Raw genomic sequence first — 21,264 nt, forward strand, 5'->3', positions numbered from 1 at the left:
AGGAAAGATGAAATAAAAATAATTAGTGTATCACAACATCCTTTTCATTTATTGCATGAAATTGCACATTCACAAAATTTATTTTTGAGCTGTTCATAATCCCCTTCAGCAATGTGGACATCACAACGTAATACCGCATATCAATTTGTGTTGAAATTATGCCGATGGCATTCACAATTTCATATCCGTTGGATCCAATACTCACTTGAAATTCGCTGTTTTTGAACAGCGACGTTGATTTCATTATATCAAGATGCAACTCAAATTCTTGATCCTTAAATCTTCCCAAGAGAATAACTTTGTTTTTATCGAATTGCAAAGCAAATCCACTCAATGTATTCCATTTCCTATACGCGTCTAGTGAACCAAAAAATCTTGGTTTTTCAATATATGGCCCGCCATCTTCTGGGCAAAAAACATCACAATTTCCGCATTCGTTGCATGCATCGGCAAATGTGCCGATTTGATGTTTTTCCACAATCGATAATTTCCCTCCAAAGGATTTCTTCCATCCCTCAGAGGTGATTTCAATATTTTCATATTCCATCTCGACCGGCTCGATTTCAAAATAAAAATTGGCATCGTTTGGGCAGACGGGAATACACTTATCACAATTGATGCAATCAAATAATTTCAGTGAGGTGCCGATTTTTCTTGGCACTTTTTGATTGTTCGAAAAATGATAGCGGGGATTTGCAATGCTTTTTGTTACAAGTGCTTTTGTATTATGCAGAATTGCATCCTGAAGATTTTCAGATTGGCAACCACTCTTTTTTGCCGTGCGAACGATAAATTCATCAATCGTTGTTGCTTCGACCATTTTCATCGACTGTTCAAGATTAGTCAAATATTTGGGGAGTCTTCCATAGCCGCCAGGTCGAAGCAGATCGGTACATGTGGTTACTGGAACAAGACCAATGGAGACGCAGTCCGAAAAATTATTTGCATCAACTCCAGCGGAAAACGATACGGGGAATGCAGCATCAAAATGATTCCGCCACTCTTCAACGAGCGAAAGATGAAGAATATGCAACGGTTGCCCGGAAAGATACTGCACTTTGTCTTTCAGAAAATTCCCTTTGTTCATCACTTCTAAAGTATTACCGAATTTTACGCCAATCGTTCTGCCATTTTTTATTGCCGTATGCTGCAGTCGTTTCATCATGGCAACCGCATCGTTAAAGTGAATATTCACATCGTATGCTTTTGAATTCACCGTGATATCTGTGTAACCGAGTTTATCATAGAGCAAATGCTCAAGACGAGGTCTACCGAGCATCGGTGGATTCATCTTTACGACAACATGAAATCCCATTTCCGTCAATAAGAATTCACTGATTCGTTCGATCTCACCGGCAGGTGTTCCGTGAAATGTTGAAAGGGTGATGCTGTCCGAAATTTTTGTATTGAATGGAAGATCACGGTATTGTTCGAATTCATTCGGAATCTCTTTTCGCAATTCTTCAACAAGAACAGAGGCATCGTTCATCATTTTCAACCACGAACGAATTTGCGATGACTGAATTCCGGCAAGATCGTATCCGACACTTACGTCATAGATCGTATCGAATTGTGTCGATGTGAATTTCGAATTTGAAACATCAAGAAAGAGCCAACGTTTCAAAATCTCGACGATCATACTCGCTTTTACATATTCACGGAGAGATTCCTCCAGACGCAGTTCCTGCGACCATTCCGTGTTATAACCAATCGTCGCCATATCGATGCAAGGACGAGTAAGTTCAAGTTGATCTTTAATTTGAACGGTTTTTAATTCGATGATGCGTGCACCCGCAAGCCAGGAAAGTGCGATATTTTGCGCGAGTTGTGTGTGAGGTCCGGCAGCTGGACCTACGGGATTTGCGGCTGGATTTCCAGAGGAAATTACGGCAAGGTTTTCTTCAACAGATGGAGAGTAAAATTTTCGTGCCGGCAGATCGAAGATCGCATTGGTCTTCGTATACTCGTAATAGATCCGTCGCAATAGAGTGCTGAATGATATTGGAACGAGTTCTGCCATAAGAAATTATTCTCTCCGCCATTGTTTATTCATGGGACGGTCTCCATCATTTTGATCCACATTTTTTTGGACTTTTTATCCGCTTCTGAATACAACGCTTCAATATCGATGCCCGGCAGAATCCTGTTTTTCATAATCCACTTCCCGTCTACCATAACGGATTCAATATTTGCTGAGCGCATTCCAAACAAATAATGTCCAAGAATATTTTCTGGCATCATCGATGTCGGCGCTGTATAATCTAAAACGATAAGATCTGCTACGCTGTTTTTCGCCAGTGTTCCAAACGATGACGCGAAAATCTCGGAAATACACTGTTGACCACCTGAAATGAGATGCGAAAAATCAATTTTTTCTTTTTGACCGGAATCTTGCCGTTTTAAAAAAGCAATCTTCGCCTCTTCAATCATATCAGAAGGGAATCCATCTGTACCAATCATTCCTCGTTTTTTGAATTGATGAATCGGCGCATATCCAACATTATTGTTCATATTCGAGCGTGGATTGTGCACCAGCCATGCTTGTGATTTATTAAGGCGGGAATAATCTTTTTGAGAAAGATGAATGCAGTGTGCGAAGATCGACTTGCGTGAGAGAAGATTATTTCGTGAAAGGCGCTCCACGATACTGCAATGATACTTCGCTTTGGCATCATGAACATCACACAGATCTTCCGCTACGTGAATATGTATACCGGTATTCTCTGCAACAACCAGTTCACTGCAAAGCGAAAGCGATTCGTCACTTAACGTAAACGATGCATGTGCTCCGACAAGTCCACGGAAGAATGTGTTTTCCTTATTTCCCTTGATAAATCGTGCGTTTTCAGCAATTCCCTCGTCACGTTTTTTCTTCCCTCCCCGATCCGTCACTTCATAACATAATACTCCGCGAATCCCAACCTTTGATACTGCCTCTTTAATGATGTCCAGCGAGCCATGAATCGCATTCGGAGAAGCATGGTGATCGATGATTGTTGTAGTTCCACATTGAACCGCCTCTATAGCTCCTACCAACGCGCTATAATAAATTGTCTCTTCATCAAGTGCTTGATCAAGTTTCCACCAGATTTTTTTCAGTATCTCAAGGAAATTTTTCGGCGAAGATTTCGGCGAAGGCATTCCTCGGGAAAGAGATGAATACAAATGTGTATGCGCATTTACGAAACCTGGCAAAACAATCTTCCCATACAGATCAATTACTTCTTCATTGTTTTGGGGAAGAAGCTTCTTTGCGCATGAAGTTATTTTCCCATCCTCAATTCGGAAATCAATTTTTTCAATTGATGGTGAGGAGAGAGTTACACATGTTGCATTCTTTAATAACATATTTTCTGGTTCATAATTTAACCAATTTTTATGCGGCTAAAGCAAGAATTGAATTTTGTTTGCTTAATCAGTCAGATAAATCTGACTGCAATTGATATTTCATTCCTGTTGTTATCTATCCTAATCGGATTTTTCTATTGCAGTCCGCTTTAGCGGACTGAGATAAATGATTCTTCAACTAAAAATGGCTTTAGCCACATTTTCATTGTCTATCCACTATTTTTATTTCATCCTCCGTCAATCCGTAGAGTCGATAAACGATTTCATTTATTCTACTTTCACAGTAATCTATCTTGCCTTGTAATTCACTAATTTTCGTTTCAAGTTTTACTGTTGCTTTCCTACTGTTTAGATTTTGCAACTGTTCAACAAGTTTCACAATTTCGGTTTGATCTTGCTCAATGTTTGGAAAAGGTAAATCCTTAAGATAAACTGCTTTTACTTGTGGAATTACTCTTTGTCCACCCTGAATTGCAGTATCATATAGAAACTGAAATATTTTTGAATGTAGTACTGCTAAAATTGCTTTCTCATTTATTCCTACTTTTGTTTTAAATACATACAAAGCATCTGTTGCATAATATCCTTCATCGTCAAAAGTAAGACAAAGTTTTTTTGTAGTTGTAAGACCGACAAATTTATTAGTTAAAAATATATCAGGGTTCCGTGGTCTGTGCAAAGCATACCAAGGATGTTTGCCTTCTGCTACTTCACGACAAGTAATATATTTTCTAAACTCTGTAAGATGTGCTTTTGCATTAGGGTAATCATCAATATTGTCTTTAGATGTGAGATAAATAATTAAATCACTAGTTTGAATATTGGTATATCTTAAAATATGTTTTCCTAAAACAAGCCGCTTTAGAATTTTCTTTTCAATTTTTTTACTTGCGGCTTCTTTTGAACTAATGACAAATGCCTTTGCATAGTCGGGACTTATTCCCCTTTGAATTTCTCCTTCAACAATTTCATTGAATGATGTAAACTTCTTTTTTAGTTTATTTAGCAATGCAACATTTAAAGAGTTGAATGTAAAATATGTTGCTTGAGCATCTGCTTTTACCAAATCAAACCATTGTTTCTTCTCTGCTGGAATTATTTTTTTTAGAGCATTTCCTTTCTCGTCTGGATCATATTCTCTGATGTCCGCAACTATAATCTCTTTTTCCTTTGAAATGGACTTTGTGAAGACAAGTAGTGTTGAGGTATTTAATACTTTCGGTCCAAAAACTTTTTCGCCAAGATTAATTACTATTTGAAGATTATGTTTTTCCACAATCAGTTTTCTCAACAACTGCATATCACTTTGGTTAAGGAAAGTGCTTGGTATTATCATCCCAAAAAAGCCGTTATCTTTTAAAAGAGTAATTGAGTGAATGATGAAATACATATATGAATCAATCATTCGAACAATGATTGAACTATGTTTGGTTCGTAAATAGGATAAGGATTCGTCTGATAAATCTGCTCCCCAGGGCGGATTACCTATTACAATGTCAAAACCACCTTGAAATCCGTATGGTGTCGGAGGTTCTTTTGTAGTGTTAATATAATCTCTCATCGCTTCGTTCAACTCTTTTTCTATTGCTACCGATTTTATAAGAACTTTTTTAAATTTTTCTTTCGGCGATATTTCTTCAAATTCCTTAATTTTTATATTAAAGACTTCGGGAAAAGCTCTTCTCCAACTAAATGGTTTTATTTTTCTCTCTTCTCCAAAATCAAGTTCACCAGCATAGAAATCTAAATCAATTAAACTATTGCCATCTTTAATATTGCTGTCTAATGTTGGCAACACTCTTTCGTTAAACATTTTCAGTTGGTGCGAAATAGAAGCCTGCGTTTCTCCTTCCATACACTTAAGCAATAACGAAAGCTTTGTTACTTCCACTGCATTTGAATCAATATCAACTCCATAAATGTTGTTGAGCAAAATCCGTTTTTTTTCAGCAGTAGTGAGGTTTCCTTCCGGCGTTAAAAGGCTTTCTTTTTTACTTTTACTTGGTTTGCCGTTATTGCTATAATAATTTTTATGCCAGTCGAGCAAGAACTGGTAAGCACCAATTAAAAAACTACCGCTGCCACAGGCGGGATCAACAATCTTTATTGTGCTTATTTCTTCCGGTATCTTTCCCTCAACAAGTTTTCCGACCGTGTTTTGCACGATGTATTCAACGATGTATTGCGGAGTGTAATACACTCCTCCTGCTTTTCGTACTTCAGGTTTCTCCTCAATTTTTGCGTGATGTGCAGGGGTAATACGAATTACTTTACCGAGAAACTGTTCATACGCACTTCCTAAAATTTCAACCGCTAATACCGAAAACTCATAAGGGCTTTCCGGGTAATACAATTCATTAACAATAGTTTTTATTACTTTATTGTCGATAGTAAGATTCTTACTGATTTTGTCTTTCTTAAAATCAAATAAACCTGAATTGTATTTATCGTCAGCTTCTTTAAAAATGCCGAAAAGGTTTTGATAATAGTCCCCTTTTTCTAAAGCAATTTTTAAGTTCCCATAAGGCTCTACACTTCGGTCTTCAGCAATACGTAAGAAAATAATTCTATCAATGGTTTGCTGAACGGCAAAATTTATTTCGTCTTCGTTAAGGTCTTTGTTGTTTAAACTTATCGAAGTTGCAAGAAGTGTTCTCCAACGGTCTAACGACTGTAAAAAATCTTTATCAACCGTTGCCGTCCCTTTTTTATTGACTGTGCTGAGTACAAATTTGTCAAAACTCCCTTTAAAAACACATTCTTTTGAAAACGTGTTCCAAATAAAATCAAACTCTTTTAAATAATCACGAAACGTGAGATACTTTATCCTGGCAACAGATGCTTTATCGGTAGGAATTGGTTTTTTTGTACAGTCATAAACAGCAAATTCTTCAAAATCAGAAACAATACTTATCGAAAGTTTAGCACTCCATCCATACCGTCGAACCTGATACGCAGGAAGAATGTCATCTTTAACAACAACGCTTGGTTTTTTCGCTTCAACAAAGAATAGCCGTTTACCGCCGCCAATGCGAAACGAATAATCGGGAGCTTTTGTTGCTCCGCCAATTTTAATTTTGTCTTCGTGAATCACTTCTCTATATGCCTCTGAAAATCCTTGTTCGTTGTCGATATCCCAGCCCAAAGCTTTAAAAAATGGATCGATGAAATCTCTTCGCGTTAACGTTTCGTTGTAATCCGAATTCTTGTAAGAAACATATTGTTTCTCAAAGCGATCAACGAGATCAGATATTTTTTTGTATGCTGTTTCTTTGTTTATCATTCAGATTTTAATTGATTCGATGTCGTGGAATAATTTATTTTTGCAGTGCTTTTTCAAGCGCGTCAATTGTCGGCGGCAGACTGATCGGATCTCCGGCCGCTTTTTTAGCAGATTGGATATCTTTCAATCCGTTTCCGGTAACAATAATAAGTGCAGATTCATTCGGTTTGATGATATGCTTTTCCAGTGCTTTCTTCAGACCCGCCGAAGCAGTCACTCCAGCCGGTTCACCAAAAACTCCTCCCAGACGCGCAGTGATGTTCATTGCTTCAAGAATTTCATCATCCGAGACGGCGATCATATCACCATGCGACAGTGTAATCTGCTGTATTGCTCTTCGCCAATTGCGCGGCGTTCCGACAGCAATACTATCGGCAATGGTGTTCGTTTCGCTTGGAATAAGATCCTTTCCCGATTTGAAAGCATCAACCATCGCCATTGCACCTTCCGCTTGAACCCCCAGCAATCGCGGAACCCGATCGATGAATCCAAGCTGTTTCATTTCTTGCAGTCCTTTTCCAATCCCGCCGATGGTGCAGCCATCGCCGACCGAAACAACCACCCAATCCGGAAGATCACTCGCACACTGTTCCGCAATTTCTAATCCGGCAGTCTTCTTTCCTTCTACCAGGAAAGGATTGGTACCGCTGTTTCTATTATACCAACTGAATTTTTCACATGCATCACGGCAAAGATCAAATGCATTTTCGTACGTTCCTTGTACTTTTAATACCGTCGCACCGAACACAAGAAGCTGCGTCACTTTCGGTTCAGGAGCGCGTTGAGGAACAAAAATAAAACTCTTCAATCCAATCGCTGCTGAAAGTCCGGCAAGGGATGAAGCGGCGTTTCCTGTTGATGCACAGGCGATCGTATCATATCCAAATTCAATGGCTTTCATCACGCCGACAGAACTTGCACGATCTTTAAATGAACTTGTCGGATTGCGTCCGTCATCTTTCAGAAATAATTTCTTTATTCCAAAGTGTGAGGCAAGTCGAGGAATATCGTATACCGGAGTCCACCCAACTTGTAAATGAGGCACATCAATTTCCGGAGAGACTGGGAGTAATTCTTTATAGCGCCAATGATTGTGTGGACGATTGTTTAGAGAGGAAGAAGTGACATGCTTTGAAATTTTTGCATAATCATATTGAATATCCAAAATTCCTTCACTGCCGCACTTGGGACAAGTTTGGATATTGCCATAGCTGTAGGATGATCCACAAATGAAACATCGTGCACCGGAAACATACGGAGGAGGAACAAATTCTTTTTTATTCTTTTCCATGGATGATTTTCCTGCCGATTAATGTAAGGATAATACTCATAGAGGTCAACGCGATAAATGATCTTACCGCCGAAAAGTAATTTGTGCGTTGGAAAGATATCTTTATATTAACACAGGAAATTTAGCGATCGTACTATGAAATCACCATTGAAGCAAATGCCGTTGGTTCACCATCGGTGGCAGAAAGCCGCACTGCTCGGCAGTGTTTGGGCCTCTGTCGAGATCGTTCTCGGAAGTTTTCTTCATAACATGAAATTTCCGTTGACGGGCACGATCCTTTCCTTTGCCGGCATTTCAATACTTATTGCCGGACACACCTTATGGAAGGAAAAAGGAATCATCTGGCGGGCAGGGGTGATTTGCGCTGTTATGAAATCCGTTTCTCCAAGTTCCGTGATTTTCGGACCGATGATTGGTATTACTCTTGAAGCTTGGATCGTAGAAATAGCCATACGATTCATCGGCGGAAATTCGATAGGGTATATACTCGGTGGTGCTATTGCATGCACAACACCTGTCATCCAAAAAGTAATCTCTTATCTCTTCACGTATGGAACCAACGTTGCCATTTTGTTCGATAAGCTTGTTGAATTTGCATCGAAATCTTTACGGATCGCTTCCATAGACTCTGTGGATGTTATTGCGATTATTATCGGAGTGAACTTATTTTCTGGAGGCATGGCATCTATCGTTGGCATGACAATCGGGAGACGAGCCCAAACTATTTCAAACACTCAACACCAAATATCGGCCAGTACTCCAATCTATACACCAAAAGAATTTACAAGCGGTCAACGATATTCTGTACCATTGCTTATTCTTCACATCGTCATCATTACTGTTGGACTCATCATTCAATCTGTTTATTTTCTTCTCTATATTCCCTTCTGTTTCATACAATACGCTCAATTGCGAGAGAGATTTCAACGGTGGATCTTCTGGTTCGAGATTGGTGTTGTTTCGATCGCAGCCGGATTAGTATTGGGGGAATTTTCTCTTTCGGACAGAACTGCGGGACTGATCATCGGGCTTCAGATGTTTTTTCGGGCGATTTTCGTTGTTTCAATTTTCGCGGCCATCAGCGTTGAATTTCGCAATCCGCTCATCATCAATTTCTTTCTCCGATCACACCTAAAGAATTTGTCAGTAGCTTTAGAAGCTGCATTTGGATCTCTTCCCTTTATGATTGAGCAACTGCAGCGGGAGAAAATGTTTATTAAGCATCCTATAGATTCAATGGCTAAAATTCTTGCGCATGCAAAACAACAGATGAATCTACAAAACAAAGAGTCGAACATATTTGTCCTTACCGGTGAGAAAGACAGCGGAAAAACTACGTTGGTCGAAGAACTATCTCACAAATTAAAAAATGACGGATATGTAGTTGGTGGAATCTTACAGTTGAAAGTAATGCACAATCTTGAACGGCTTGGGTACGATCTTTTCGATATTCGAACGCAAAAAAGAATACCACTTTGCAGAATAGATGCACCCGATAAAGGAATCACTGCTGGTCCATTCAAATTTTATCCTTACGCACTTCAATTTGGGTTTGATGCTCTCTCCATTCCTGCTATCAAAGAGTGCGAGATTGTCATTATAGATGAAGTGGGGCCGCTTGAACTCCAAGATTCGGGATGGGCGGAAGCGTTATCAAATATTGTCCATGACTACCAAGGGAATGTGTTCCTTGTTATTCGGGAATCGTCGCTGCAAGAGGTCCTCGCTAAATTCTCCATAAATCCATCAGCAATTTGGGAATCCGGCACGGTTGAGATTTATTCCATTTTGAGACATATTAAAACAACCTTCAAAATATAACTATGCCCAATTGCTGTTCCACACCATCCATTTCAGAATCTACCGGAAAATTCTTTTCGAAACGTTCAAAGCGGTATGCCCGTTCGTTTCGTAAGGGAAAGCTTGAAAGAATTCAACACTATTTGATTGAAGAGATTTGCAAAGAGGGACTTGAAGGAAAAACGATACTCGATATCGGCAGCGGGGTTGGAAAATTACATTTGACTCTTCTCCGGCGTGGAGCGTCGTTTGCCACTGGAGTCGACATGTCTGAAGAAATGATTGGGCATGCAAAAGCATTTGCCAAAAATTTTAGCGTCGAGCAAAAGACTTCGTATCAACATGGTGATTTTTTGAATATTGCCGGCTCGATTGCCTCCGCAGATATCACAATGTTGGACAAAGTGATTTGTTGCTATGAAGATTTAGAAGGATTAATTTCATTATCCGCTAAAAAGACAAATACCATCTATGCTCTCATTTTCCCTTCGAATACATTCATCGTTCATCTTATTTTCACTCTGGAGATTGCATTCGCAAAACTTTTCCGATCAGGTTTCAGACCATACTGGCATGAATGGAACAATGTTCAAACCATTTTGACGAAACAGGGATTTACACGTTCATATTCTCGAACAATGATGCTTTGGCAGGCAGCAATCTATAGAAGGGAAAAATGACTGTGAGCATTCAATACAACATTCAAAAAGAAAAAAATCTCATTATTTCCCTTTGGCATCACAATGTAACGTTTGATCAATGGATGAACAATGTTAAGAAATTGATAGTAGAACCTGATTTTAAACAAGCCGTGAAACAGATTGTTGATATTCATATTGGTTCTGCTGATATATCAATTGGCCAGGAAGAAATTAAACAGGTCGTTGATTTTATTGCGCAACATCCCGAAGTAATCCTCGGCCGAAAGATTGCAATTGTTGCGGGAAAAGAATTCAATCGTTCCAGCTTTTTCACACAACTTGCCCGCTCTCAGTTTCTTAATGCGATTGTGTTTAACGATCTTCAAACAGCATGTAAATGGCTTGGAGTCGATCGTCAGGAAGCCGAAGTGTCTATCGAACGAATTCGCAAAGAGCTTCAACAAGAAACTCAATAACGTACGATTTCCACCAGAAATCCTTACCGCTATCCACTTTTTTTGAATTCTTTTGAATTATAAACCGTACCTTTTATAAAAATTAGTGTAGCGTTTTCCCCTCCTCAATCATCAAACTATTGAATGGAAATCCAGACAGGCCTTTCTGAAGAATCCGTCCTTATTTCACGAATACGGAATGGAGAGAAACAAGCATACAAGATCCTTTATGATGATCATGTCGAACTCCTGTTTCGTTTTCTGAAGCAGTTCAGAAAAAACGACAGCGATGTTCAAGAGCTGGTTCAACGTGCATTCATCAAAGCGTTTGAAGGATTAGGCTCATTCAACAATCGTTCGAAGTTCAAAACGTGGTTGTTCCAAATAGCATTAAATGAAATGCGTAGCGATATCAGAAGAAATGCCATCATTCCATTTGTCGAAATGGATACGGTAGATGAATCGATTGCTGAAATCGAAGATGAATCAATCGAATGGAATTCAACATTGCGAACACTGTTTGAACAATTGGATGAGACTAAACGGGCAGTGTTCGTTCTGTATGAAGTGGAAGGATATTCGCATGCTGAAATTGCCGTTATGCTGAATATCGGTGAGAGCACATCCAGAACGATATTGACACGGACGAAACACATTCTGCGAAATCAATTGAAAGTAACAAGGAGAAAATCATGATCGATCCAAAACAATTTTATACTGACAATGATCTTCCCGATGAAAAATCAAAACAGGGTATGTGGGACAGCATATCTAAAAGCAGTTGGCCAACAACAAACAGTTACCGTTTTGATCGCCGAAGTTTCATCTATGGTATCGCCGCTTCATTTATCATCATGTTCTCCAGTATTGGTATCTATTCAGTATTTAAAATGTTGATGGAGACAACACAACCGCAGGAGATCCGGATGGATCGAGCCTATCAATCCGCAATCCGTGAATTTGAAGCTGTTGTCCATTCTACCGCTACCCCCTCTTCATCAACCACGAATAACGATCTTGCCTCCCTTCGTGTGATGCGCCTGCAATATTTAAACCAAGCGATTGAACAATTACGGCAAGAGACCAATTCACACGACCTGTCGCCGTTGAAACGTCAGAGGCTTCATGAATTATACAACATGAAACTGACATTATTACAAGAGATGTTACAACAAGGAGATATAGTATTATGAAAATTATAGCATACATAGTGATGTACTCGGTAATGTTGTTGAGCGCCGAAGTAAAAAGTATTAAAAAAACAATACCAGTGAAGGATGCTCAAGCGGTGGAATTAATGGGATTCAGCGGCGCATCGCTCACTATAAAATCGTGGGATAAAAATGAGATCGCGATTGACATTAAGGTGGATTATTCATCCTCAAATAAAGAGAATGAACAAGAGTATGTTCAATCGGTCGATGTCACCCAAGAGCAGACTGGCGAACGGGTCATTGTTTCTTTCCGTCAATCGAAGAGAGGTGACGAGGGATTTTCTTGGAAGAAACTTTTCAGTTTACAGTTTTTCACATATTCGAACCTAAAAGTAACCGGTGAAATCTATGTCCCAGCATCACATCCCCTGATTGCCGACTTTCGCTACGGAGATTATTCGCTTGAAGGAATCCAAGGGTCTTTAGAATTGTATGGTGTTTCAAATACCTTATTCATTAAAAATTGTTCCGCAATTAAAAAAATTGAAAATAATTACGGGAAAACCACCATCGAGCAAAGCGGCGGCGGCCTTTCGCTTGAAGGAACAAGTTCAACAATTTCCATCAGAAACTTTACCGGCCAAGTGGATGCTGATGCAAGTTATTCAACTATTACGCTCAACAGTATTAAACAAAATGCAACAGTATTGTGTGTGAGTGGACATATTGAAATGAATGATATAGGGGGAAACGTTATTCTCGATGCAAAATATTCCAAAATGCGTCTGGAAAAAGTGAGAGGAACCACATCAATTGAATCACAAAGCGGAACCATTCAAATGAAAGAGATTTTTGGTGCCGATATTGACGCTCCCTATAGCAACATCAGCATCGAATCGGTGAATGGAACCGGAAATCCGATCTCCGTGAGAAATATGTCGGGAGATGTCACAATCTACAATTGTTCGCGCGACGTAAAGATTGAAGACTCATACTCAAAAATAGAATTGGAGAACATTCAGGGAAACATAAAAATAGCGGGGCAAAGCTCTTCCATTGATGGAAAACGGATCACCGGCAATGTGATAATCAAGGATGAGTACGCAGATATTCAGATCGATCAGCTCTCCGCTTCAACAGTGGAAATCACCAACAAAAGTAACAAGATTGATATCGATCTCCTGACTAAACCTGCCAAGATAGAAATCTTTAATGAGTATGGTCCTGTCAGTGTCAGGCTCCCCGATTTTATCGGTGACGTAAAGTTAAAGGCATCCTACGGATCGGTCATAACAAACTTGCCGGTGGAAGTGGAAGAGATCGGCGGAGGATTCATTGCCATGGGAAAAATCGGTAATGGGAGCGGAACGATGAACATCAAAACAGTTTCCGGAAATATTGAAGTACATCAGAAGAAATAATTGTTCTACTGTTAGTTGTAGGAGACCTCTAAGGTGTCCTACAGCTAACCGTCTCATTGCAACGCTATTTTCTTTTCATCCAAACAACATAGATTAAAAATGCTACACCAAAACCAACAAACCATGCATAATTATATAAATGCATAAGGAATGACCCTACTGAAGCAGGATCGATTACCTTAATCGTTCCTAAAAATCCCGGAATATTCGGAAGCACTCCGAGGATCAACGCAGTTACAGCCGCAATGTTAAACCCATTCGTATATGTATAGTCACCGGTTGAAAGATAAAGATCGAGCGGTTTGAGATTTGTTTTCCGAACAATAAAATAGTCGGCGATTAAAATTCCTCCGATCGGTCCAAGCAATGCCGAATATCCGACAAGCCAGGTAAAGATATATCCACTCGGGTCTGCCACAAGTTTCCACGGTTGAATGAGAATGCCGATAATTCCTGTAATCAATCCGCCAAGACGAAATGTTATTTTTGAAGGCCAGAGATTGGCAAAATCGTTTGCAGGACTAACAACATTTGCCGCAAGATTTGTTGCAAGTGTAGCAAGACATAGTGCGAATAAGGAAATTGCGAGCACAATGGGATTCGTGAATTTGGTAATCAATATGATCGGATCCCAGATTGGAAATCCACCGAAGATCACTATGGTAGCGGAAGTTACTGCAACACCAATAAATGCATACAAGCCCATCGTCAATGGAAGTCCAATCATTTGTCCAAGCATTTGACTTCGCTGCGTTTTGGAATAGCGTGTGAAATCCGGAATGTTTAACGATAGTGTTGCCCAAAATCCAATCATTCCTGTCAGTGATGGAAAGAAAACCATCCAGAATTGCCCTTCCTTTACTCCGCCGGAAACAAATTGCGATGGTTGCGAAAGCATAGGTCCAAATCCACCAGCCTGCTGATACGCCCATGCGAGAAGCGCCAATCCTAAAATGATTAAGAGCGGCGCTTTAATGTCGAGCAAAAATCGAATCGATTCAATCCCCTTGTAAATCACCAATATATTGATCCCCCAAAAGAACATGAAACAACCGAACTGAGCAATGTTAATCCCGGCAATCCACACTGGCAGCGCATCCCATGCAGGAATATAAATTGTAAAGATTTTATAAATTGCCCAGCCACCGATCCATGTTTGAATTCCGAACCAGCCGCAGGCAACAAATGCGCGAAGCAGCGCCGGAATATTTGCGCCTAACACTCCGAATGATGCGCGGCAATAAACAGGAAAAGGAATTCCATATTTCGTCCCGGCATGCGCATTCAGAATCATTGGAACCAGTACAATCACATTTCCTAAAAATACTGTAATCACCGCTTGATACCAATTCATCCCTTCTGCAATTAATCCGGAGGCTAACATGTAGGTTGGAATACATGCTGACATCGAAATCCACAATGCAGCAATATTATACGTTCCCCACTTGCGTTGTGCAATCGTTGTCGGCGCGAGATCGTGATTGATTAGTGAACTTTTACCAATCGAAGTATAATCAGTTTCGACAAGTTCGGAGGAGAGAAAATTGAACATAGAGTTTTTGATTTGGTAGGTTTAATGATCTACGATGGAGACTACCTCAAAAGTGGCCTCCATCGCATAAAACTCAAATTATTCCATTCACTTTATTTCGTTTAATAAATTTTCCATAACCCGGTTTTACATTGATCTGATTGTTTTCGATTGCAACCTGGCCGCGCATCAAAACAGATTTGACCTTCCCTTTCATGTTCCATCCTTCATATCCGGAATAATCCACATTCATGTGATGTGTCTTTGCGGAAAGTATATGTTCTTCATTTGGATCAAGAATGATAATATCCGCATCCGAACCGACTGCCACACATCCTTTTCTCGGGAACATTCCGAAAATTTTTGCAGCATTGGTCGAGGTGACTTCGACAAATTTATTTAATGAGATTCGTCCTTTGTTTACTCCTTCAGAAAAAAGTAATTCCATTCTGTGTTCTATTCCTGGTGCACCATTTGGAATTTTCGAAAAATCATCTTTCCCCATCAATTTTTGTTCCCATTTGAAAGGACAGTGATCAGTTGCAACAACTTGCACCGATCCTTGATTGATTCCTCCCCATAAAGATTCTTGATCTTTCTTTTGTCGAAGTGGCGGCGACATGACCCACTTTGCCCCTTCAAAATTTTGTTCATACAGAGAAGCATCCAGAATAAGATATTGAATGCATGTCTCCCCATACACTCGCTGATTCCTAGCGGCAACTCTTCGAACTTGATTGAGTGCTCCTTCACACGTCATATGAACAATGTATGCAGGAACACCGGTATAATATGCCATATCGGAAAAACGCCCCGAGGCTTCCGCTTCGGTAATCTCCGGCTGCGACAAATAATGATACAGCGGCGCAAGTTTTCCTTCAGCACGATGTTTTGCCACAAGAAAATCAATCATATCACCATTGGTTGCGTGAACTGTTACCATACCGCCCTGCTTCTTCACTTCCTGCATCAATCCAACCATTTGACGATCATCAATCATCAGCGCACCTTTGTAGGCCATGAATGTTTTAAAGGATGTAATTCCCTCGTCATTCACCATCTTTTCAATTTCAGTTTTTGTGCTTTCATTAAAATCTGTCACCGCCATATGAAATGAATAATCGCATGCTGCTTTTCCATTGGATCGTCCCCGCCATTCCTCCAGAGCGTGATATAGAGATTTCCCTTGCTTCTGAAGCACGAAATCGATCACCATGGTCGTCCCGCCAAAGAGTGCAGCACTTGTTCCGGTGGCATAATTGTCACTGGAGAATGTTCCCATAAACGGCATGTCCAGATGAACATGAGGATCAATACCGCCGGGCATGACAAGTTTTCCTGTTGCGTCAATCGTCTTGTCCGCTTTTACCTGTAGGTTTTTTCCTATCAGAGAAACTGTTTCACCTTCAACGAAAACATCGGCGACGAAATCTTCGTCTGCGGTGATAATTCTTCCGTTTTTAATTAGGATTGACATAAGATAGCCTCAATAAAAAAAGTTCGAAGTTGGTGGTTCATGTTTCAGGATTCAAGCTTCATGAGAAATGGTATAAAGAGCATTCTTTGAAAAATAAATCGCTTATAAAAATACTGTTTCTTTTCCTGCCACCTGAATCGTGAATCATGAATCAATTTGTTTTTTAATGCACATCAATTCCGTGCTTGTGCTGGAATTTTCTCAGGTCATCCATGGTCATCGGCTGTGGCAACTCCTGAACAAGCTCATTCCACGTCTTTGAATTTTTTCCGTTATCTTTTTGTTCCATGGTAATGCAATTCTCAACAGGGCAAACAATGTAACACAATCGGCACCCAACGCAATCGGATTCTCGCACGGTCGGCTGTTGTTTTCCCTTCTTCGTCAACAGATCGATGCATTGATGAGCGGTATCTTCACATGCAATGTAACACAGATTGCATTGAATACATTTACTTTCGTTAATGTGCGCAACATGTTTCGACAGCAAGTTCATGTCGCCAAAATTTCCAATGTTAGGCAACGCTTTACCACGGATTTGATCTAACGAAGTATATCCTTTTTCTTCCATCCAATTGGTCGTTCCATCAATCATATCTTCAACGATACGGAAACCGTAATGCATTGCTGCAGTACAGACTTGGACACTTGTGGCACCAAGTAGAATAAATTCTAATGCATCTTTCCAATTCGATATCCCTCCCATTCCTGAAATCGGCAGGTTAATTTCGGGATCACGAGCAATTTCAGAAACCATATTCAATGCAATCGGTTTAACGGCAGGACCGGCATAGCCGCCATGACCACCTTTTCCTCCTCGCGACGGTTCAATTTGAAACGTATCCAGATTGACACCGATTATTGTATTGATAGTATTGATGAGGGAAATTCCGTCCGCTTTTCCTTTTTTAGCAGCGCGTCCTGGAAAACGAATATCCGTTACATTTGGCGTAAGTTTGACCAAAACAGGAATTGTGGAAACTTCCGTTACCCACTCAGTAATCATCGTGCAATACTCCGGCACTTGTCCTACAGCAGAACCCATTCCGCGTTCGCTCATTCCATGGGGACAGCCATAATTCAACTCGATGCCATCGGCACCAGAATCAATCGTTCGTTTAACAATGTCGTGCCATATTTGCCTGTCGGATTCAACCATCAATGAAGCCACAATTGCGCGATCCGGCCACAACTTTTTTGTCTCGGCAATTTCTTTCAGATTAATTTCGATTGAACGATCGCTGATCAATTCAATATTATTCAACCCAATAATCTTCTGTCCGTTGTAATCCACCGCACCATATCGATTGACCACATTCATTACCGGTGCACCGATTGTTTTCCAGACAGCTCCGCCCCATCCTGCTTCGAATGCTTTGCAGACCTGATATCCCGAATTCGTCGGCGGTGCAGAAGCTAACCAAAAAGGATTTGGAGATTTGATTCCGGCGCAGTTGATTGAAAGATCGACCATGGTAACCTCAAAAATAAAAAAAGGAAAAGCTGTTAAAGAACAGGTTCATGATTCACATTTCAAAAAGTATTCTTGAATCCTGAATCGTGAGACATGAATCAGGGAATAATTATTTTTTCTTTTCGAAAATATAATTATGAATTCCATACGCCGCACGTTTACCATCATACGCAGCATTCACCACTTCTTTGCCGCCATTGATGCAATCACCGCCGGCGAAGTATTTTGGATTCGTTGTTTGATACGATTTTGCATCGACGACAACCATTCCATTCTTTACTTTCAGTTTTGGAATCATGCCAAAAAACGATTCATCAATATTTTGTCCGACAGCTTTAATCACCATATCTACTTGAATTTTGAACTCCGAACGGGGAATCGGTTTCACTTTTCCGTTGATAATTTTCGTTTCAATACATTCCAATGCTTCAACGTTCTTCTTTCCGATGATCTTTTTTGGTTGGGCGTGAAAATAAAATGTGATGCCGTCCCGTTTTGCAAGATCGTATTCAAAATCATAAGCGGACATTTGTTCTCTGCCGCGGCGATAGACCATAAACACTTCTTCAGCGCCAAGCCGTTTCGCTTCCGTAGCAGCATCGATTGCAGTATTTCCTGCACCAATCACTGCAACTCGTTTCCCAACCTTCACCGATCCCCACTTACGGGTCGTTACATCTTCCACAAAATCGAGCGCATTCCGGACACCAATTAACTCCTCCCCTGAAATATGCAATTCGGTCGGTTTCGGGAGTCCTGAACCGATAAAAATAGCATCGTGTTGTTTTTCCAATTTTTCTATTGATATATTTTTGCCGATAAGAATACCCGTTTTTATCTTCGCACCCAAATTTTTAATCATCTTCACTTCATTAAGACTATCCTGCTGCATCATCTTATACGGAGCGATACCGTGAGTATCAAGTCCGCCGGGAACTTTATGTGCTTCATAGATTGTCACATCAAATCCGAGGAGCGACAATTCAGCGGCGCATGCAAGTCCGGAAGGACCGGCTCCGATAATACCGACTGATTTTCCGTTCTTTGCCGATGGAGTAAATAACTTCGGCATTCCATTCTCCACATACCAATCCATTACATGACGCTGCAATCTTCCGATCTGGATCGGTTTCTCTCCTTTTGCATTATACACACATGCTCCTTCGCAGAGAACATCCACCGGACAAGCTTTTGCACAAGTCATCGCAACCCAATTTGAAGAAAGAATGGTCCGTGCTGATCCTTTCATATTATCAGTGGTGATCTTTTTGATGAACATGGAAATATCAATGTGTGTGGGACAAGCAGTCATGCAGGGAGAATCGTAACAATAAAGACATCGATTAGCTTCAGCAAGAGCGGCAACGTCGGTTAATGCCGGTTTTAGTTCGGCAAAATTTTGCTCATACTGTTTGTGAGAAAGTTTTGAGGCGGGGTTGTTCATAGAAACACCATATGCTAAATAAGTTTTTGATTCATGTTTAATGATTCAAGATTCAGAACGATATTCGACTTCGGATTCTTTAAGAAATGCGGGTGTATCATGATCCTTTTCAACAGATTGAATAAATCGAAATAGTTTCCCATTTAGTTTTAAGATTTCTATCTCTAGATCGTTAAACTGTTTTTCATCTACCATAGATTTAGTTTCAAAAAGATATCGCAAATGTTCAAGTGACTCTTCACTAGAACCATAAGCTCTATACAAATAATGGAGAAATTCATTTTTGTATTTCCGCAAGGCGAAACCTTCCACAATATTCGATGAAACAGATTTAGATGATCTCCGAATTTGACTCCCTTCTTCATACATTTCAAACTTTGGAAGTTGTAATGTCATCTCATGAATCTTCACACCTACATTGTGAGAGATATTGTAAATCTCCAGTTTGTGATATCCTCCATCCATACTAATCTCAAAAATTTTAGAATGTTTGAATCTTGAAACATGAGGCCTGAATCTCTTTTTACTGTTCTACAAGCTCATCCGCAATCTTTAACGCTTCATCGAACACTGCAAGACCGCTGTCGAGCTCTTCTCTCGTTACGATCAACGGTGGAGCAATAACAAAGTGACTCACCCATGCCTGCAAATACACTCCATTTTTCATCATTTGCGCAGAAATTTTTTCCACAACTGATTGCACGCCGCTTACCTTGTCTTTATAAGTGTTGAAGTATGTTTTCGTTTTTTTATTCTTCATTAATTCCACTGCCCAGAAAAGCCCAAGTCCACGGACATCGGCAATAGATGGATGTTTCGATTTAAGTTCATTTAATTTCATACCGAGATATTCACCCATCTCGGCAGAACGATTGATCAGATCCATTCTTTTAAATTCGTTGATGGAAGCAATCGCCGGTGCAAGGGTCAACGGGTGCGCTTCGTAGGTGTGTCCATGAGAAAAGAAATGATCATCGAAAAACGATGCGATCTTCATCGTTGTAGCGCATAATCCCAGTGGCATATATGCTGTTGTGATCCCTTTTGCCGTAACAAGAATATCAGGCTGAACTCCCCAATGATCCATGGCAAACCATTTTCCAGTCCTTCCCCAACCAGTCATTACTTCATCAGCAATGAGAAGGACATTATGTTTGTCACAAATCTCCCTTATTTTTGGAAAATATTCTTTTGGAGGAATCAGTATGCCATTCGTTCCTACGACAGGTTCCACCAACACTGCAGCAACATCACCTTCGTTTTCAATCATATGTTCAAGATAATCAGCGCAAGCAATTCCGCATCCGGGATAGGTATGTTTAATCGGACAATCGAAGCAGTTCACTTCCGGAGAGAAGATAACACCAGGAACTTTCCCAGCAGGTTCCATTGCCCATCGGCGAGGATCACCGGTGGCAGCGATCGATCCCATTGTCGATCCATGATACGATCGATACCGGGCAATGATTTTCGTTTTGCCGGTGTACATTCGAGCAATTTTAAATGCCGCTTCGTTAGCTTCCGTTCCTGACGTGGTAAAAAAGAATTTCTCCAAACCTTTTGGCAGTACTTCAAGGAGTAGTTTACTTAACTCTGCTCGAATGTCTGTGGCAAATCCGGGAGCAATGTATGCAAGTGATTTCGCTTGATCTTCAATTGCTTTAATTACTGCTGCATTCTTGTAACCAAGATGAACACACATCAATTGTGATGAGAAATCAAAATATCGTTTCCCGCTTGCATCGGTAAAAAAACATCCTTCAGCATCCACAATGTGGAGCGGTGTCCATCCTTTTTGTTTGCGCCAGGTGCCGTAGGTGTGTTTTGCGGTGATCTCGACAACTTCTTGTGAAGTTAATTTTTCGGACATCGGATTAAATTCCTTCTTGGATATAGATATTAAAGTCGCAGGATTCAGGTTTCATGTCTCAGGATATATTTGTGT

At 40.2% G+C, this 21,264-nt stretch carries 16 protein-coding genes; 6 read left to right on the forward strand and 10 right to left on the reverse strand.

Translation table 11 applies throughout. The annotated features are described in order from the left end of the window. Positions 1–22: 22 nt before the first annotated feature. The 4 genes from WDA22_07445 to thrC form a co-directional block, all read right to left on the reverse strand. On the reverse strand, positions 23–2,020 hold the full coding sequence (locus WDA22_07445; GenBank protein ID MFA5833292.1) for a 4Fe-4S dicluster domain-containing protein: 1,998 nt from the start codon (positions 2,018–2,020) through the stop codon (positions 23–25). A gap of 29 nt (positions 2,021–2,049) precedes the next feature. Beyond that, positions 2,050–3,348, reverse strand: a complete 1,299-nt coding sequence (gene ssnA / locus WDA22_07450) for a putative aminohydrolase SsnA (protein ID MFA5833293.1) — start codon at positions 3,346–3,348, stop codon at positions 2,050–2,052. 202 nt (positions 3,349–3,550) lie between these two features. Further along, positions 3,551–6,631 (reverse strand): N-6 DNA methylase, encoded by a 3,081-nt coding sequence (locus WDA22_07455; protein ID MFA5833294.1) that lies wholly within the window; start codon positions 6,629–6,631, stop codon positions 3,551–3,553. Positions 6,632–6,665: 34 nt separating this feature from the next. Continuing rightward, complete coding sequence (thrC, locus tag WDA22_07460) at positions 6,666–7,922, reverse strand: threonine synthase (protein ID MFA5833295.1); 1,257 nt, start codon at positions 7,920–7,922, stop codon at positions 6,666–6,668. Positions 7,923–8,057: 135 nt separating this feature from the next. Between thrC and WDA22_07465 the strand changes: the two genes are divergently transcribed. From WDA22_07465 to WDA22_07490, 6 genes are all read left to right on the forward strand, one after another. Then, a complete protein-coding gene (locus WDA22_07465) occupies positions 8,058–9,743 on the forward strand; it encodes a nucleoside-triphosphatase (GenBank protein ID MFA5833296.1) in 1,686 nt (561 codons plus the stop codon). 2 nt (positions 9,744–9,745) lie between these two features. Next, positions 9,746–10,402: a methyltransferase domain-containing protein gene (locus WDA22_07470; protein MFA5833297.1), complete on the forward strand. Its 657-nt coding sequence runs from the start codon at positions 9,746–9,748 to the stop codon at positions 10,400–10,402. Then, a complete protein-coding gene (locus WDA22_07475) occupies positions 10,399–10,839 on the forward strand; it encodes a hypothetical protein (GenBank protein MFA5833298.1) in 441 nt (146 codons plus the stop codon). Before WDA22_07470 ends, WDA22_07475 begins: the two co-directional genes overlap by 4 nt. Positions 10,840–10,962: 123 nt before the next feature. Further along, positions 10,963–11,514: an RNA polymerase sigma factor gene (locus tag WDA22_07480; protein MFA5833299.1), complete on the forward strand. Its 552-nt coding sequence runs from the start codon at positions 10,963–10,965 to the stop codon at positions 11,512–11,514. Further along, positions 11,511–12,011 (forward strand): hypothetical protein, encoded by a 501-nt coding sequence (locus WDA22_07485; GenBank protein ID MFA5833300.1) that lies wholly within the window; start codon positions 11,511–11,513, stop codon positions 12,009–12,011. The genes WDA22_07480 and WDA22_07485 overlap by 4 nt, the downstream gene beginning before the upstream one ends. Further along, the gene (locus WDA22_07490; protein ID MFA5833301.1) at positions 12,008–13,393 is read left to right on the forward strand and encodes a DUF4097 family beta strand repeat-containing protein; all 1,386 of its coding nucleotides are present in this window, start codon (positions 12,008–12,010) and stop codon (positions 13,391–13,393) included. The genes WDA22_07485 and WDA22_07490 overlap by 4 nt, the downstream gene beginning before the upstream one ends. A 64-nt stretch (positions 13,394–13,457) precedes the next feature. Here the strand turns inward: WDA22_07490 and WDA22_07495 are convergent, their stop codons facing one another. The 6 genes from WDA22_07495 to WDA22_07520 form a co-directional block, all read right to left on the reverse strand. Continuing rightward, positions 13,458–14,945, reverse strand: a complete 1,488-nt coding sequence (locus WDA22_07495) for an NCS1 family nucleobase:cation symporter-1 (protein ID MFA5833302.1) — start codon at positions 14,943–14,945, stop codon at positions 13,458–13,460. A 73-nt stretch (positions 14,946–15,018) separates the two neighbouring features. After that, positions 15,019–16,401: a dihydropyrimidinase gene (gene hydA, locus WDA22_07500; protein ID MFA5833303.1), complete on the reverse strand. Its 1,383-nt coding sequence runs from the start codon at positions 16,399–16,401 to the stop codon at positions 15,019–15,021. A gap of 163 nt (positions 16,402–16,564) precedes the next feature. After that, the gene (gene preA / locus WDA22_07505) at positions 16,565–17,875 is read right to left on the reverse strand and encodes an NAD-dependent dihydropyrimidine dehydrogenase subunit PreA (protein MFA5833304.1); all 1,311 of its coding nucleotides are present in this window, start codon (positions 17,873–17,875) and stop codon (positions 16,565–16,567) included. Positions 17,876–17,984: 109 nt separating this feature from the next. Then, positions 17,985–19,319, reverse strand: a complete 1,335-nt coding sequence (locus WDA22_07510) for an NAD(P)-dependent oxidoreductase (GenBank protein ID MFA5833305.1) — start codon at positions 19,317–19,319, stop codon at positions 17,985–17,987. 45 nt (positions 19,320–19,364) lie between these two features. After that, positions 19,365–19,784, reverse strand: a complete 420-nt coding sequence (locus WDA22_07515) for a four helix bundle protein (protein MFA5833306.1) — start codon at positions 19,782–19,784, stop codon at positions 19,365–19,367. A 58-nt stretch (positions 19,785–19,842) separates the two neighbouring features. Then, positions 19,843–21,189 carry an aminotransferase class III-fold pyridoxal phosphate-dependent enzyme gene (locus tag WDA22_07520; GenBank protein MFA5833307.1) on the reverse strand — a complete coding sequence of 449 codons (1,347 nt, stop codon included), beginning with the start codon at positions 21,187–21,189 and terminating at the stop codon, positions 19,843–19,845. Positions 21,190–21,264: the final 75 nt, after the last annotated feature.

The sequence above is a fragment of the Bacteroidota bacterium genome (assembly GCA_041658205.1).
In the GTDB taxonomy this organism is placed as follows: Bacteria; Bacteroidota; Ignavibacteria; order UBA10030; family UBA8401; genus UBA8401.

Excerpts from the sequence above, each read along its gene's own strand:
- WDA22_07445 (MFA5833292.1), bottom strand. The coding sequence starts at position 2,020 with ATGGCAGAACTCGTTCCAATATCATTCAGCACTCTATTGCGACGGATC.
- ssnA (MFA5833293.1), bottom strand. The coding sequence starts at position 3,348 with ATGTTATTAAAGAATGCAACATGTGTAACTCTCTCCTCACCATCAATT.
- WDA22_07455 (MFA5833294.1), bottom strand. The coding sequence starts at position 6,631 with ATGATAAACAAAGAAACAGCATACAAAAAAATATCTGATCTCGTTGAT.
- thrC (MFA5833295.1), bottom strand. The coding sequence starts at position 7,922 with ATGGAAAAGAATAAAAAAGAATTTGTTCCTCCTCCGTATGTTTCCGGT.
- WDA22_07465 (MFA5833296.1), top strand. The coding sequence starts at position 8,058 with ATGAAATCACCATTGAAGCAAATGCCGTTGGTTCACCATCGGTGGCAG.
- WDA22_07470 (MFA5833297.1), top strand. The coding sequence starts at position 9,746 with ATGCCCAATTGCTGTTCCACACCATCCATTTCAGAATCTACCGGAAAA.
- WDA22_07475 (MFA5833298.1), top strand. The coding sequence starts at position 10,399 with ATGACTGTGAGCATTCAATACAACATTCAAAAAGAAAAAAATCTCATT.
- WDA22_07480 (MFA5833299.1), top strand. The coding sequence starts at position 10,963 with ATGGAAATCCAGACAGGCCTTTCTGAAGAATCCGTCCTTATTTCACGA.
- WDA22_07485 (MFA5833300.1), top strand. The coding sequence starts at position 11,511 with ATGATCGATCCAAAACAATTTTATACTGACAATGATCTTCCCGATGAA.
- WDA22_07490 (MFA5833301.1), top strand. The coding sequence starts at position 12,008 with ATGAAAATTATAGCATACATAGTGATGTACTCGGTAATGTTGTTGAGC.
- WDA22_07495 (MFA5833302.1), bottom strand. The coding sequence starts at position 14,945 with ATGTTCAATTTTCTCTCCTCCGAACTTGTCGAAACTGATTATACTTCG.
- hydA (MFA5833303.1), bottom strand. The coding sequence starts at position 16,401 with ATGTCAATCCTAATTAAAAACGGAAGAATTATCACCGCAGACGAAGAT.
- preA (MFA5833304.1), bottom strand. The coding sequence starts at position 17,875 with ATGGTCGATCTTTCAATCAACTGCGCCGGAATCAAATCTCCAAATCCT.
- WDA22_07510 (MFA5833305.1), bottom strand. The coding sequence starts at position 19,319 with ATGAACAACCCCGCCTCAAAACTTTCTCACAAACAGTATGAGCAAAAT.
- WDA22_07515 (MFA5833306.1), bottom strand. The coding sequence starts at position 19,784 with ATGGATGGAGGATATCACAAACTGGAGATTTACAATATCTCTCACAAT.
- WDA22_07520 (MFA5833307.1), bottom strand. The coding sequence starts at position 21,189 with ATGTCCGAAAAATTAACTTCACAAGAAGTTGTCGAGATCACCGCAAAA.